Origin of the sequence: Arthrobacter sp. NPDC092385 (assembly GCF_044755105.1) — a bacterium.
Taxonomy (GTDB): domain Bacteria; phylum Actinomycetota; class Actinomycetes; order Actinomycetales; family Micrococcaceae; genus Arthrobacter_D.
In genome coordinates, this window is record NZ_JBIVQL010000019.1 from 36,530 (window position 1) to 50,743 (window position 14,214).

The window sequence follows — 14,214 nt, forward strand, 5'->3', positions numbered from 1 at the left end:
CTCCTCCAGCGATCATCGGCACCGCCGAGGGGCGGAGACGTGGTCGGCACGGGCGGGAGTCCTCCTGGCCGCAGGCCACCTGCCCGCGTCGATCGTTACAGCCAGAGACGGGGATCGAGGAGCATCCGGACCGGCATGGAGCCGAGCAGTCCCCGCTCCTGGAGGGGTGTGGTGCCTTCGTCGAGGAAATCAAGAATGAGGTCCGCGTCGTGTGACCTGAAGGCGGCCTGCATGAACTGCACGGCCGATTCCGGGTGATGCTTCCACATGTTGAGCACAGGCTTGTCGTACCAGCCGAATCGGAGCGGCGGGCGGGGGACTGTCGGCACCCCGGCCGTGGCCAGTGACGAAGCAATACGCTCGGACTGCTGGAGGATGCGGGTGAAACCATACCCGGTGGTGGCCTTGACCGCCCCTGATGCAGTGCCGATGTAGAGGTGGCGGCCGCGGGAGGCCTGGCGCGGCAGGCCCAGGGGGATGGTGCCCCTCTGAACAGCCACGGTGGAAAAATCCGCCACCTCCCAGATGCTGCGGAGATACTCCTGTGTTGCTTCTTCGAAGGACCAGTCCGACGTCGGATCCTGGCCCTGCGTGATCCGGGTGACCTCGACGAAGGCTTCCCGCGTCGAGAGGGGAAGGACGCAGTGGAAGTGGACCGGCTCGTGGTCGCCGTTCCGGAAGTCGATGAAGGTGGCAACCGAGGGGTCGAAGGTCTCGTGTGAAGTGCGCACCCGTCGTATCTCGCCTGACATGAGCAGTGGCGCATGCACGCCAGGTGGTGGGGAGGTGCTGTCGAAACAGTACGCTGCGTCGAATCGCCGGCCGTCGGAAAGCGTCACCACCACCTTGTCCTCTTCTGTCCGGATGAGCGCGATATGGGCGTCAAGGCGGGTGATACGAGGATTGGCGTCAAGAACCTCGTCGAGGGTCGCGAAGATCCGCCGGGACGAGGTGAGGCACAAGGTGTGGCGTTCGAGCGGCAGGACGCGCTGACCCGCTTCTGTATCGACCGCGAGTTTCCTGTAGGTGGCTGCCGGCGTCAGGGACAACGGCAGCTCACCGGTATGCCAGTAGATGATCGACCGATGCTGATACCTGGCAGCGTCATCCACGATCAGGATCCTCAGTCCGGCCGAAGCGGCCTCTCTGCTCAGGAAATACGCCAGGCTCCGCCCGGCAAGGCCGCCCCCTGCGATAATGACGTCGAACTCCACCACTGGTTGAATCACTGGTCGCTACGCTTTTCCACAGTCGATGCCTCATCGGTTTCGTCGAGCACAATGGGAACGCCTGCCGTCGGGGCGTTACGGGTCCGGGCTTGTCGGAGAGGTCAGGCGTCCCTGTGCTCCTGGTGGGCGGCCTCGCGAACCACGAGGACGGGGCAGTGCGCGTGGGATACGCAGGCGCTGCTGACGGAACCGAGGAGAAGCCCGCGGAAGGTCCCGCGGCCTCGCCGGCCGACGATGAGCAGGGTGGCATCCTCAGAAGCCTTGACGAGAGCTTTTGCCGGATGGTTGAACACCACGGTGTCCTTGAGGCCGGCAGGTCTGTCCTCCCCGTACGCGGCAGCGAGAGCCTTGTCCAGGTGGTCGCGGGCGGCTTCCGAGAACTCGCTGCTGCCGAGCGGCATGAACCCCGGGTCCGCCGCGGGATAGTCCCACGCCGTGACGGCGAAGATCGTCGCGTCGAAGGTGGGAGCGAGCTTCTGGGCGTACCGCAGTGCTTCGACGGACTGCTCGGATCCATCGACTCCGACGACGATCGTCGACGAGGGTGCTGTGCTCACGGCGTTTCTCCTTCTGAGGTTGCACGAAACGGGGACCTTGCTCCCTGAACAGTGCATCTCACCGGCGCTTCGCTCCTAGGGCCTTTCGTCCCGATTCGAAGGACCCGGCCAGGAAGGACGGAAGATGCGCCAGGCCGGATCGGCAGGGGAAATCAGCTCGCTCACGACCGAAGATCAGCTTCGACGGGGTGCGTTCGCAGGACCGCCCGCCGACGGGTGACGGAGCGCATCATGAGGATCCCGTAGGCCACGAAGACAACGGTGTAAAGGACGCCGATGACGATGTCCGTCGGGGTCACGTCTGTCCTGACCGTCCGCTCGGAGGTGGCGAAGCCCGTGAAGTCGATCACCGTGTGGACCACGATCAGGGGCCACAGGACGCCCGTCCGCAGCGTTACGGCAGCGAACCCGAAACCCATCGCCGTCGCATAGACGACCTGGAGCAGGGTTGCCGCAGGGTCCGCATCGAACAGCAGGTTCAGTGAATGCATCAATCCGAACAGGACTGACGAAACGATGGCTGCCCTCCAGAGCCCTTGAGGAACGAGAGCCTGCAATATCAGGCCACGGAAGAAGACTTCCTCGACGAAGCCGATGAAGAGGGCTAGAACCGAAAAGACGACCAGATCCTGGAAGCGCGAGCTGGACAGGCTGACGACCGCGGCCGCGACACCCGGCAGCACGGGAAGGAGGGGAATCCAGTACAGTCGCAGGTCGATCACCCTGGGCAGTGCGCGAAACCCGACGTTCCTCCACGCTCGCAGGGCAGCCAGGAGGGTGATCGCCGAAAGGGCCAGAATCAGTTCTGCGAGGAACTCCGGCACTCTCGGTGGAAGCTGTGGCAGGGCCACCGCAGAACCCGCGGAGAGGAGGGTGACCGCGGCGATCAGGGCCACGATGCCCGCGACGAAGAGGTACGGCCGTCGTACGGGGATTCCTGTGGGTGGCACTACCCGGGATCTCCTGTAGAAGTGAGGGGATGCGTCTTGCGGTACTCCTGGATGTGAAGGGCGAGCTTGCGCTCTGCCTCCCGCCGACGCTCGCCTTGCCGCCTGAGCTCGGCCGCGGTCGGCCGGAGAGCAGTGTGCTGCTGGTGTTCCTTCGACGCCGAGGAGCTGATGCTGCTCGGGGGAACACCGGGCTCTTGTGTCGTTTCTGGTCGCTCTGTGTTCACTGGACTGTCTCCGATCATTTCCGAGGTGCTGGGTGATTGCAGGCCGGCTTCGAGTGCGCTATCCACCGCTCGATCAGCGGTCCTTCCTCGAGATGTGCCACCTCGGAGTCCTTCCCGACGCAGCCGTCCTTCCAGGGTCTTTTGTCACCACTGCGCCGCAACTGCGGCACCGCAGCAACGAGACTGCCCTGGATGCCCGAGGGACGCGGTCTGGAGCTGACACCGGGTGGCGGGCGGATCGCACGAGGATCAGTCGCCTGTGTCCTCCGCGGCCTGAGGGACGACAAGGACCGGGCAGTGAGCGTGGGCGACGCAGCCGGCGCTGACAGAACCCAGGAGCAGTCCGCGAAAGGTCCCGTGCCCTCGCCTCCCGACGATGAGCAGGACTGAATCCTGCGACGCCTTGACGAGGGCTTTGGCGGGGTGGGCGAAAACCACTGTGCTCTCGAGGGCTGCCGGAGTGTCGTCTCCATATGCAGCAGCGAGGGCCTTGTCGAGATGGATCCTCGCGGCATCGGCGAATTCGCTCGTGCCAAGAGGCACGTAGTCGGGATAGTCGGCTGGATAGTCCCATGCTGCAACCGCGAGAATTGTCGCGTCGAACACGGGCGCCAGCTTCCGGGCGTACAGCAGTGCCTCGACGGATTGGCCGGAGCCGTCGACTCCTACAACAATCCGTGACGTGGAGGGGGCGCTCATGAGGTTTCTCCTTTGTGCTGTGCGGGACCAGGATGACGGTCTTGCTCCCTGAAGGCTGACTCCCAGCGGCGCTCCACGGTAGGGCCTTTCGTCCTTCCCTGACGAGGAACCGGCGACCCTGACGAGGAACCGGTGACGAGGAATCGCAACCCGGTTCGGCGTCGTATCAGGGCGCGGGTCGGCCGTTGCCGAGGCCGGCTCCATGGAGATACTTCGCCGACAGCGACCGGGCGACTGCGTCCGACATCGTTGTGAAGGGGGTCTCCTGGAGCGCGGTCTGCGACTGTTCACCAGCAAGCGTCCGCGGACAGTGGGGCTGCTTCCTGATCCGGAGGATCCGGAGATGTCTTATCGGTTGCTGGCGCGCGGCACCCCGATCCCGGCGTCGACCTTCTGTGGCCCGGCAGCGGACGGTCGCACATCGACATCGAAGACAGCCGTGGGGAGGTAGACCGTGGAACAGGAGTTCGGGATGTCCACCACGCCGGAGAGACGGCCTTCGATGGGAACGGCTCCGAGAATGACGTATGCCTGCTCGGGGCTGTAGCCGAATTTGGTCAGGTAGTCGATGGCGTGCAGGCAGGCACGCTGGTAGGACAGGTGAGAGTCGAGGTAGCGCTGTTCACCGTCCAGCGTCACGGAGGTGCCGGAGAATGCAAGCCACTGGCTGAACTGCGGATCTACGGTACCGGGCATGAAGATGGCATTCTCGCTCACGCCGTAGGTGTCCATGCCGCCCTTGATCAGCTCTACCCTCAGGTCTATGAAGCCGCCCATCTCGATGGCGCCGCAGAACGTGATCTCTCCGTCCCCCTGTGAGAAGTGCAGGTCACCCAGGGAGAGGTTGGCTCCATCCACGAACACGGGGTAGAAGATTCGGGTGCCCTTGGACAGGTTCTTGATGTCCTGATTTCCGCCGTTCTCCCGCGGTGGCGCAGTCCGGGCCGCCTCTCCGGCTACCCGGTCGAACTCCGACTGCGGAAGGTGTCCGAGAACCGCGTGTCCCGCCTCCGGCGGAAGCGCAAGAGGGGGAACCCGGTCGGGGTTGGTGGCTATCAGGTCGCCTTCGCGCTTGTTCCACTTCGCCAGCAGCTGGGCGGATGGGGCTGTTCCCATCAGGCCGGGATGGATCAGGCCCGTGAAGGAGACGCCGGGGACGTGCCGGGAGGTTGCGACCTGGCCGGTGAAGTCCCAGATCGCTTTGTAGGCATCCGGGAACTGGTCGGTGAGGAAGCCACCGCCGTTGTTGCGTGCGAAGATGCCGGTGTAGCCCCAGCCCTGCCCGGCCAGGGGGCCCGAGTCCTCCTGCGGGATCGGTCCGACGTCCAGGATGTCGACGATCAGCAGGTCGCCGGGCTTCGCTCCTTCGACCGCGAAGGGTCCGCTGAGCTTGTGGACGGTCAGCAGTGGTGCGTTGAGGATGTCCTCGGCGGAATCGTCGTTGACGATTGCACCGTCGAACCATTCGCGGCAGTCCACCCGAAAGGAATCGCCGGGTTTCACGGTTGCGACCGGCGGAATGTCAGGGTGCCAGCGGTTGTGGCCGATCTTCTCCTGATCCTCGAACTTCTTGCTGGAGTCCAGGGCGAATATCTTTGCGGGCATGTTCTCTCCTTAGAAGGGTGCCGCTTCCACGTGGTCAGGGTCGCGGCAGTTTCCGATGTAACGGGTTTGACGAATGTGGCGGGACCCGGCGCGGAGAGCCCGGGATGCGTGTATCCACGACGTCGGGTTCGGACGCACTGCGGCGAGTGGAATCGATCAGTCGGAAGGCCGCGGTGTTCGCGATGGACAGATGCGGCGCACTGATGATCCTGCGGGAAGATCTTCCGCAGGCAGGGCAGGGCGACGTATCCGGTGCCTCCCCGATGGGGTGGGCTGCCTCGAACGGGGGATCATCGGGGCACCTGTACTCGTATATGGCCATGGGATGTTCGCTCTCTGGTCAGGACGGCGAGGTCAGGTGGCCGGGGAGACGTGCGCGGCCGTCCCGGGTTGGGCACTGCTGCGCATCGCCTTCCGGCCGAGGAAGAACGCGGCGGCCAGTGCGACGGCTGCCAGGGCTGCGACAAGGGCCGCGTTGGCCGTGTTGGTCTCGAATCGGCCCAGGAGGAGGAGGAACGCAGGGATGGTGCCCGTCAGGTGGCTGATGAAGACCGTGAACCATCCCGTCATGGTCGTCAGTGACGTCCGGTTGAGGCCCAGCAGGAGGAAGAACAGGAACCAGAGCACAGCCCACACGAACCAGATGACGCCGAAGACCGGGTCGCCCACGAGGGTGAACTGCAGCACTCCGATCACTACCGCGCAGGCGGCGACGAAGAGGGAGAACCAGCCGAGTCCCTCACCGCTGATACCCGTCACCTGCAGGATGCCGACGTAGAGGTAGGTGAAACCGAAGAGGTACAGTCCGGCCGCTGCGAAGATGACCGAAGCGTCGCCATCGGCCTGCAGGATGATGAGCGTGGGGAACACCACCTGCATGACTCCCACGAAGAAGTTCAGGATCGCGGCAGACTTCCCGGGGATGATTCCCACGAGCATCAGCCCGTTGATGAAGAGCACCGCACCTACGTAGAGCAAACCCACACTGCCCATTTCAGCTCCACTGCCGATCGAAGATATGTGTCGTTGTCGAGTTCCCGAGTCCTGCCCGAGCGGCAGGACGCCTTGCCGATTCCAAGCCCCTGATCGTGTTGTCCACCCGAGGGTAGTCCTCGCCGCCGGCCTCGTTTAGGGACTTAAGGCCTGCTTTTCCTGATGCGGACAGCGTCGGTTACTCGTGCGGCCGGCAACAACCCGCATGGCAGGATCAGGGTCTTTCGTCCCTGTTCGTCCTGATTTCACGGGTATCTACTCGAAGGACACCGGCCCGCGCTGGGTCTTCGCCACCTATTGATTGGAGAACCTGTCATGTCCGATGTGCTGCGATGGTCCCCGTTCGCGTCGAGCCGGAGGAACTCGCCATTCAACACCACCATGAGGTCCCCGCTGGACCTGCTGGATTCTGTGGAGCGCCTCTTCGATTCCTCGCCCGGGCCGGCTGCCATCCGCGTCGAGGAATTCGTGGATGGGAAGGAGTTGGTGGTTCGTGCAGAGATGCCCGGCGTCGATCCTGACAAGGACATCGAGGTGAGCATCGAAAATGCATTCCTGCGGATCCGCGCCGAACGCCAGGAGAAGGAAGAGCGCAAGGACAAGGGCCGATTCCGGTCCGAGTTCCGCTATGGATCCTTCCAGCGCGACATCCAGCTCCCCGAGGGAGTGAAGGAGGAAGAGATCAAGGCGACGTACACCGATGGAGTGCTGGAGGTCCGGACACCCCTGCCGGATGGCACAGCGAAGCCCGAGGCGCCGAAGAAGCTTCCGATCACCCGCGGCTGAGACGGGCGGAGACCCGGGCCCTTCTGATCCGGATTCCTGGTCATCGTTCCGCACAGAACTGCGGGAGCGACTCCGTGCCCGTGGTTGCGGGGCAGGGGTCGAACGTGAAGATCACGAGCGAGCCCAGCATGACGATCACCGCGGAACAGGTCACCAGGATGCTCTTAAGCCACAACCGCGCCGAGGCGGTCCCGGCATAGTCGTTGATGATGACCCGCAGCCCGTTGGTTCCGTGGAGCATCGCCAACCACAGCATGATCAGGTCGAACCACTGCCAGAAGGGATTCGCCCACTTGCCTGCGACAAAGGCGAAGTCGATGCCCTGGATACCGTCCCCCAGCACGAGGTTCACGAACAGGTGGATGAGGATCAGGACCAGGAGCAGTGCCCCGGACCACCGCATGAACAGCCAGGCCGCCAGCTCGAAATTGCTCGAGGCTCCCGTTCGTCGGGGCGGATCGACGCGTTGCATGGCTCTCCCGCTACCGGTCGCCCGGGCGATCCGGGCGATCCGGGCGATCCGGACGGCCGCGGGCGCTGACGCGCTTCCGGCCCCATACCGGCTCGAGCGCTTCCATCTCCTCCGTGTCCGCGATGCGGAAGGGCGGCACTGCCGGGGACGGCGCCTGGCGTTGCTGACCGCGGGTCGCCCTCAGGCTCGCGACGACGGACACGGTGAGGATGGTGGTGATGATGGCGAGGGAGACCGTGGTCGGGATGTAGTAGACGTCGATCTTCAGGGCCATCTTGATACCTACCCAGATCAGGACGATCGCCAGCCCGAGCTTCAGGTACACGAACCGGTGGATGAGGTCGGCCAGGAGGAAGTACATGGCTCGCAGGCCGAGGATGGCGAAGGCGTTGGCGGTGAAGACGAGGAACACCTCGTCGGTGACGGCGAAGATCGCCGGGATGGAGTCGACGGCGAAGACGATGTCGGTGACTTCCACCAGGACGACGACGGCGAGCAGGGGAGTGGCGAGCAGGACCCCGTTCTTCCGGATGAGGAACCGCTGGCCGTGGAATGCGTCCGTCATGGGTACGTACCGACGAAAGAGCTTCAGGGCACGGGACTTCGCCGGGTCGATGTGCTCGTCGCGCTGCAGCAGCATCCGGATTCCGGTGAACAGGAGGAAGGCCGCGAAGAGGTAGAGGACCCAGCCGGCGCTGGCGATGATCGCGGCACCGGCCGCGATGAAGATCCCCCGAAACACGAGCGCTCCGAGGACCCCGAAGAACAGCACACGGTGCTGGTACTCGCGGGGTACTGCGAAGAAGGTGAAGATGATGGCCCACACGAAGACGTTGTCCACGGCGAGGGACTTCTCGATGAGATAGCCGGCGAAGTACTGCTGCCCGAACTCGGCACCCCAGAACCGCCACACGATCACACCGAAGAGGACCCCGAAGAAGACCCACACAGCCGACCACGCAGCTGCCTCGCGGACGCTGATCACGTGGGCTGTGCGATGCGCGACAAGATCCACGATCAACATGAGAACGATGAACCCGATGACAGCGAACCAGACCCAGAGGGGGACGTTCATGGAGTACCTGCTTCCAGTCAGTTGCTCAACCAACTGGAGGTCTCTCCCGGCCCGCCTCGGAGCCTGCCCACCGGGTAGCACTGGGGCTGCCGTAGTGACGATGGGCTGGATAGGGGATACTCCCCTCCGTGCAGAATAGTGAAGCAGATACTGGTCCATCCCGCAATGGTTCGAGCGAACGGTTCAACTTCTCATCCCGTACGGGTGTCCTCGGGAGAAGTGCCGAGCACCGAACGGGTACTTGCACTTCAGGCATTGAACGCGGGAACGCCGCGATCCCGGAGACAACCAGGGTGGGCCGGAAGCCCCTGATGGTGAAGCGAACGCCGCTCCTATGCTGGGGCGTATGGGAGCCTCTCAGCCGATCCGCTCGAAACCGATTCTCACTCTCACCGTGAACCCGGCGTTGGACGTCAGCACCTCGACGGAGCAGGTCGTCAGCGTCCATAAGCTGCGTTGTAGCGCAAGTCGCCTCGACCCGGGAGGTGGCGGCGTGAATGTGTCCAGGGTCGTCCGGCGTCTCGGGGGACAGACCCTTGCGGTGCACACTGCAGGCGGTGCCACGGGGGAGGCCTATCGGCGGCTCATCGTAGCCGAACGCGTTCCCAGCCTGGTTGTGCCGATCGAGGGCAGTACCCGCCAGAACTTCACCGTCGATGAGGCGACGACCCGGAAGCAGTTCCGTTTCGTGCTCGAGGGTCCACGGCTCAGTGAGGCGGAGTGGCGCGCCTGCCTGTCCGCTCTTGCCTCGTCGGTCCCACCAGGGGGATTCGTGGTGGCCAGCGGTAGCCTCCCACCGGGGGTGCCGGAGGACTTCTATGCGCGGGTCGCCCGCATGGTGCATGAGGGAGGCGCCCACTGCATCGTGGACACATCCGGAGTGGCACTGACCCAGGCCCTGGCTGAGGGGGTCTTCCTGGTCAAACCCAGCAGGCGGGAACTGGGGGAGCATTTCGACACGGTACTCGACAGCACGCAGAGCCAGGTGGATGCGGCTTCTGCGCTGGTCGCAACCGGGGCCGCGGAATACGTCGCACTGACCCTCGGTGGAGCAGGAGCCGTGCTTGCCTCGAAGTCAGGCGTGATCCGATTGCCGGTACCGCCGGTGCAGGTGCTCAGCACCGTCGGGGCCGGCGACAGCTTCCTCGCTGGATTCGTGCTCCGACTCGCGCAGGGGCGTCCTGCCGAGGCGGCCTTCCGCACCGCCGTCGCCGCCGGAAGCGCGGCCGTGATGACGCCCGCCACCGAACTGTGCCACCGTGACGACGTCGAACGTCTCGAGGCCGACCTCCCGGCCGCGGTGTGGCTGCCGGGCTAGTCCCGGTGGCTGAGGTACCCGCCGAGCCAGCGTTCCATCTGGCGGTAAGCGCTTTTCCTCACCGGCGCGGGGGAGAGGAAGATGTCGTGAACGGCCTTGGATATCCGCAGGACTGTGACGTTCTGTCCGAGGGAAAGTGCACGGTGCGCCACGACGTCCACGTTCAGGGCCACATCCGCTTCGGTGGCTGTCTCTGTCCAGCGGGGCTGGAGATAGTCCCGGGTCGAGAGCATGGTCAGCACCGGGACGTCGATGCTGAAACCGGCATCGACCGCGTCCTGTGCCTGAAAGACGGCGTTCAGGAAGGCACTGGTGACAGGGAACCCGCGGTACGGGCGCCAACTCTTGTTGTAGGTCCACTGCCCGCCGAACTCCGAGGACAACGACCGCGAGTAGATGCCCGGATCCTGAAGTGGCAGGGGAGCCAGCGGGTGGCGTCGGGCCCGGAGTTGAACCAGCGGTGAAATGGCGCGTCGACCCAGCTCGGCGCCCTGGAATTCGAGCCAGGGGCTGTTCAGGATCAGCACGCTCGCCACGCCGGGATGGCGGTGTACCCACCAGCTCAGGATCAGGCCGCCGGTGGAGTGTCCCAGCAGGATCAGGGGCCGTTCCGGGCCGCGTTCCATGGCAGTCAGGGCAGCGGCGAGGTCCGCGTCGTAGTGCCGAAGGTCGGTGACGAAGCCGGGGGTGTTCCCGGGACGAAGGCTTCGGCCGTAGTTGTGCAGGTCCAGAGCGTAGAACCGCGCGCCGTTACGGTGCCAGAAGCGCGCTAGTTTCTGCTGGAAGAAGTAGTCGGACCAGCCGTGGACATAGAGCACATCCGCATCCAGGGCCACGGGGTCTGGGTCGGGTTGCGTCGCTGCGGTGTACCGGACGAGGGTTGCCACCGCGTTGTCGGGCAGGGGTAGTTCGAGCTGTTCGAATCCCTCACCGAGGACATCCTGCTTCCATGACCGGTCCACGACCTGATTATTCAACACGTTCCTGGCGGTGGAGATGGCTTGGATCCTGGTGCGGCCGCAGCAATTCCCACCATTTAGTGCCGAACGACCCTCCCCACGGCACTCGGCCCGGGCGACGATGAAGCATCACGCCCAAGGAGTACTACCGCCTCGCCCCATTGCCTGCTTGAAGGGTATAAGCCATGACAACGCTGACCGACCGCTACGTGTGGGCAGCGCTACGGACCGTTCCGGAGTCCCAGCGCTGCGACGTCGATCGCGAGGTCCGCCATCGGATCGAGCAAGACATTCGTGCCCGTGTGGACTCCGGCGACCAGGAGGCTAGCGCGGAATCGGCAGCCCTGATGGAACTGGGTGACCCGGAGCGGATTGCGGCAGCCTACACGGGCCGGCAACTCACGCTGATCGGTCCGCGGTACTACCTGGACTGGCTGCGGTTGCTCAAGACCGTCACCGCGATCGCGGTTCCCGTCGTCGCAGCGGTGGTCCTCGTCACAGGGCTCCTGGCCACGGGCGATGTCGGAGGTGCCATCGGCAGCGCACTTTCGACGGCGATCCAGGTGGCACTGCAGATCGCCTTCTGGATCACGCTCCTGTTCGTCGTCCTCGAGCGAAGCTCTGCTGCCGGTACATGGCCATCGTGGTCTCCGGAGCACCTGCCACAGGTGCCCGGCAGGTCCCGGCACGCTCGGCTCGCCGAATTCGTGGCGTCCCTCGTGTTCCTCGCGCTCTTCGCGGGAGTGATCATCTGGCAGCAGGTGTCGTCGGTCGTCCGGGATGCGGGCGGGAATCCCATCCCTCTCCTGGAGCCTGCCCTGTGGTCGTTCTGGATTCCCTGGTTCCTCGGGTTGATCATCGCGGAATGCGTCTTCGCAGGGTGGCTCTATGCGAGAGGGTGGTCGTGGGCGGCCGCTATCGTCAACCTCTGCCTGAACATCGCCTTCACCGCGCCGGCAGTACTCCTGTTGTCCGAGGGAAGACTGCTGAACGGGGCATTCTTCGAGGCGGTCGGTCTGGGCTCGGATGTTGCCGGGGGAGAGGGCTGGATGGTGGGCGTCATCGCGCCCCTCGTTCTCATCGCCGCCTGGGACGTCGTCGACGGCTTCCTCAAAGCCTGGCGGGCGATCGGCCCAGGACCGGCGGACCAAGGCGGGCCGGGCCCGTCTCTGGCCGGGCGGACCCCGGGCTACGGCGCCAGCTAGGACAGTTCGCGTTCTGGCCACCCCATGACGGGGCCTTTCGGCCCTATCGGCAGACGCAGGTACCCGGGACGATGCATGGACACGATTTCACCGGAGACCCGAGGAGCAGGACGCGAGCATGGACACGACCCCTTCACCCCGCAAGCCGCGCGTCATCGTCGTCGGCGTCGACGGCTCGGACCGATCCATCGCCGCACTCAAGCTCGCGGCCCACCTTGTTCCCCTTGCCGGTGACGTCATCGAGGCGGTCACCGTGTGGCAGTACTCCGTCGGCTTCGGTGCCTACATACCCACTGAGTGGAATCCCGACGAGTTGGCCGAGGCCGCCCTTGACCGGGCGTTGTCCGCCGCGTTCAAGGACGAACCGCCGTGCCCGGTCGAGCGCCTGGTCCTGAAGGGTACGGCAGCCCAGGTCCTCATCGACGAGAGCAGGAAGGCGTCGATGGTCGTGGTCGGTTCCCGGGGGCACGGCGGTTTCGTCGGACTGCTGCTCGGTTCGGTCAGTTCCGCCGTCGCTGAGCGCTCCGCCTGCCCGGTGCTCATCGCGCACGGCACGCTCCAGCTGCCCGAGGGCGAGCCCTCCGCCACGCAGCCCCTCACCGTTCCGGCATGACCACCGGCACCGGGCGCACTACGAACCCCGTCCAGCGCAAACCCGTGTTCGTCGGATACGACGGCTCGGACGACTCGAAGCGGGCGGTTCTATGGGCTGCCCGCTATGCCGCGGCAGCCGAACTGCCGCTCGTCGTCGTCCACTGCTGGATATGGCCCTACTTCACGGAGAAGCTGGGCCGCGTCACGGGAATCGAGGACAGTGGACTGCGCCGGCAAGCCCAGAAGATCCTGGCAGAGGGACACGAGATCGCCGTCCGATCCGAAGAGGGCCTCGACGTACGCGATCGACTCGTCGTCGGCCTGCCCTCCGGTAGCCTCACCGCGCTGTCCGAAGAAGCTTCCCTCCTGGTCACCGGGACCCGGGGACTCGGCGGCTTCGCGGGCTTGCTGATCGGGTCGGTGAGCTTCCACCTCGCCTCCAGCGCTTCGTGCCCCATCATCGTCGTTCGTGATGCCCGCCCCGTCCACGACACCGTCCTGGTCGCCGTCGATGGATCTCCGGAGAGCGATCGAGCCGTAGGGGTGGCGGCTGACCTCGCGACAACGCTGCGGAAGTCACTGCGGCTCCTGCACGTCCGGCCGCACAGCACGCACGCACCTGCCGGCCCGGTGGCCGAGGATGGGGAGGAGATCCTGCAACGGGCCTCCGCACTTCTGTCCGAGTACCCCGGCCTTGCCGTGACCCACGACCTCGTCGTCGCCCCATCCATCCCGGGACTCATCGTCGAGCGGGCCCAGAACGCCGCCGTCGTCGTCATGGGCGCCAAGGGGAAGAACACCCTGGGGGTACGACTCGGGTCCACTGTCCATGCCGTCCTGCACCACGCCCGAGGCAACGTCGTCGTCGTCCGGTGAGGCGGCAGCTGTCCGTTCTCGACCTTCTTCACGGAATCGCGGGCGGAATGCCCTGTCTGCCGGGGTGGACGCTGCGGAACGCCGAAGAGTCGCCGCGCCAGGCGACGTCATGTCCTTATCAGCCCGCCTCTGCGGAAGGCCGCGTAGGAGGATTCGGTGGATGACAGCGACATCTCCGGGCTGGCGCCGTGCCGGCGAAGCAGTAGCCCTGGCCCGGTCACGAGCCATCAGGACGATGATCAGCGGCATGGCAGGGAAGTTCAGGTCATCGAATCCCTCCGCGACATGCTGGCGCCAGGAGCAGGATATTGGGGGAGCAGGCTCATCGTCCGGCTGGCATCCGATCTCCGAAGTACGTTCCCCGGCCTGACCGGCTTCTCGCTGCGGAACCTGCACTACCCGACGATTTTCGCTAGCATCTCGCTCAATACTGCGCCATGGATTCATCCGTCGTCTCCACCTACACGTAGGAGAACCCGGCCGCCGAAGAGCAACGCGTCCTGTCGGTTGGCGGCAGCGTTCGAACGGGTCGCGTCAGCGAGTACGAAGAGGAGGGATCAGCCCCTCTCCGGACCGCTGCTGGTGAGCCGGTGTATTTGAGGCCTGCGAGTACCACCGGGTTCAGAGTGTTGTGAGCCTAGGTTCGGGGTGTCGGCTGGGTTAGCGCTGGTA

General features: G+C 65.1%; 15 protein-coding genes. 5 read left to right on the plus strand and 10 right to left on the minus strand.

Translation table 11 applies throughout. From position 1 onward, the window contains the following. Positions 1 to 95 precede the first annotated feature (95 nt). From ACIQCY_RS16855 to ACIQCY_RS16885, 7 genes are all read right to left on the minus strand, one after another. On the minus strand, positions 96 to 1,229 hold the full coding sequence (locus tag ACIQCY_RS16855) for a lycopene cyclase family protein (protein ID WP_400485010.1): 1,134 nt from the start codon (positions 1,227 to 1,229) through the stop codon (positions 96 to 98). 101 nt (positions 1,230 to 1,330) lie between these two features. After that, positions 1,331 to 1,786, minus strand: coding sequence for a universal stress protein (locus ACIQCY_RS16860; protein ID WP_400485011.1), 456 nt, complete (start codon positions 1,784 to 1,786; stop codon positions 1,331 to 1,333). Between the two features lie 161 nt (positions 1,787 to 1,947). After that, entirely contained in the window at positions 1,948 to 2,736 is a 789-nt protein-coding gene (locus tag ACIQCY_RS16865) for a lysostaphin resistance A-like protein (protein ID WP_400485012.1), read from the minus strand. Between the two features lie 473 nt (positions 2,737 to 3,209). After that, positions 3,210 to 3,659, minus strand: a complete 450-nt coding sequence (locus ACIQCY_RS16870) for a universal stress protein (RefSeq protein WP_400485013.1) — start codon at positions 3,657 to 3,659, stop codon at positions 3,210 to 3,212. 348 nt (positions 3,660 to 4,007) lie between these two features. Next, positions 4,008 to 5,264 carry a formamidase gene (gene fmdA, locus ACIQCY_RS16875; RefSeq protein ID WP_400485014.1) on the minus strand — a complete coding sequence of 419 codons (1,257 nt, stop codon included), beginning with the start codon at positions 5,262 to 5,264 and terminating at the stop codon, positions 4,008 to 4,010. Between the two features lie 34 nt (positions 5,265 to 5,298). Further along, positions 5,299 to 5,586 carry an FmdB family zinc ribbon protein gene (locus ACIQCY_RS16880; protein WP_400485015.1) on the minus strand — a complete coding sequence of 96 codons (288 nt, stop codon included), beginning with the start codon at positions 5,584 to 5,586 and terminating at the stop codon, positions 5,299 to 5,301. A 32-nt stretch (positions 5,587 to 5,618) separates the two neighbouring features. Then, positions 5,619 to 6,257 (minus strand): AmiS/UreI family transporter, encoded by a 639-nt coding sequence (locus ACIQCY_RS16885; RefSeq protein ID WP_400485016.1) that lies wholly within the window; start codon positions 6,255 to 6,257, stop codon positions 5,619 to 5,621. Positions 6,258 to 6,572: 315 nt separating this feature from the next. Here ACIQCY_RS16885 and ACIQCY_RS16890 point away from each other — a divergent pair, with 315 nt between their 5' ends. Further along, positions 6,573 to 7,043 carry an Hsp20/alpha crystallin family protein gene (locus ACIQCY_RS16890; RefSeq protein WP_400485017.1) on the plus strand — a complete coding sequence of 157 codons (471 nt, stop codon included), beginning with the start codon at positions 6,573 to 6,575 and terminating at the stop codon, positions 7,041 to 7,043. Between the two features lie 40 nt (positions 7,044 to 7,083). Here ACIQCY_RS16890 and ACIQCY_RS16895 read toward each other — a convergent pair whose 3' ends face one another. Together ACIQCY_RS16895 and ACIQCY_RS16900 are read right to left on the minus strand one after the other, a co-directional pair. Further along, on the minus strand, positions 7,084 to 7,515 hold the full coding sequence (locus ACIQCY_RS16895; RefSeq protein ID WP_400485018.1) for a succinate dehydrogenase hydrophobic membrane anchor subunit: 432 nt from the start codon (positions 7,513 to 7,515) through the stop codon (positions 7,084 to 7,086). A 10-nt stretch (positions 7,516 to 7,525) separates the two neighbouring features. After that, positions 7,526 to 8,590 carry a TerC family protein gene (locus ACIQCY_RS16900; RefSeq protein WP_400485019.1) on the minus strand — a complete coding sequence of 355 codons (1,065 nt, stop codon included), beginning with the start codon at positions 8,588 to 8,590 and terminating at the stop codon, positions 7,526 to 7,528. A gap of 346 nt (positions 8,591 to 8,936) precedes the next feature. Here ACIQCY_RS16900 and ACIQCY_RS16905 point away from each other — a divergent pair, with 346 nt between their 5' ends. After that, complete coding sequence (locus tag ACIQCY_RS16905) at positions 8,937 to 9,908, plus strand: 1-phosphofructokinase family hexose kinase (RefSeq protein WP_400485020.1); 972 nt, start codon at positions 8,937 to 8,939, stop codon at positions 9,906 to 9,908. Here the strand turns inward: ACIQCY_RS16905 and ACIQCY_RS16910 are convergent. Further along, positions 9,905 to 10,885 carry an alpha/beta hydrolase gene (locus ACIQCY_RS16910; RefSeq protein WP_400485021.1) on the minus strand — a complete coding sequence of 327 codons (981 nt, stop codon included), beginning with the start codon at positions 10,883 to 10,885 and terminating at the stop codon, positions 9,905 to 9,907. The genes ACIQCY_RS16905 and ACIQCY_RS16910 overlap by 4 nt on opposite strands. A 167-nt stretch (positions 10,886 to 11,052) precedes the next feature. Between ACIQCY_RS16910 and ACIQCY_RS16915 the strand changes: the two genes are divergently transcribed. The 3 genes from ACIQCY_RS16915 (at position 11,053) to ACIQCY_RS16925 (ending at position 13,542) form a co-directional block, all read left to right on the plus strand. Continuing rightward, positions 11,053 to 12,072 carry a hypothetical protein gene (locus ACIQCY_RS16915; RefSeq protein WP_400485022.1) on the plus strand — a complete coding sequence of 340 codons (1,020 nt, stop codon included), beginning with the start codon at positions 11,053 to 11,055 and terminating at the stop codon, positions 12,070 to 12,072. 118 nt (positions 12,073 to 12,190) lie between these two features. Continuing rightward, positions 12,191 to 12,685, plus strand: a complete 495-nt coding sequence (locus ACIQCY_RS16920; protein ID WP_400485023.1) for a universal stress protein — start codon at positions 12,191 to 12,193, stop codon at positions 12,683 to 12,685. Continuing rightward, a complete protein-coding gene (locus tag ACIQCY_RS16925) occupies positions 12,682 to 13,542 on the plus strand; it encodes a universal stress protein (protein WP_400485024.1) in 861 nt (286 codons plus the stop codon). Before ACIQCY_RS16920 ends, ACIQCY_RS16925 begins: the two co-directional genes overlap by 4 nt. Positions 13,543 to 14,214 lie beyond the last annotated feature (672 nt).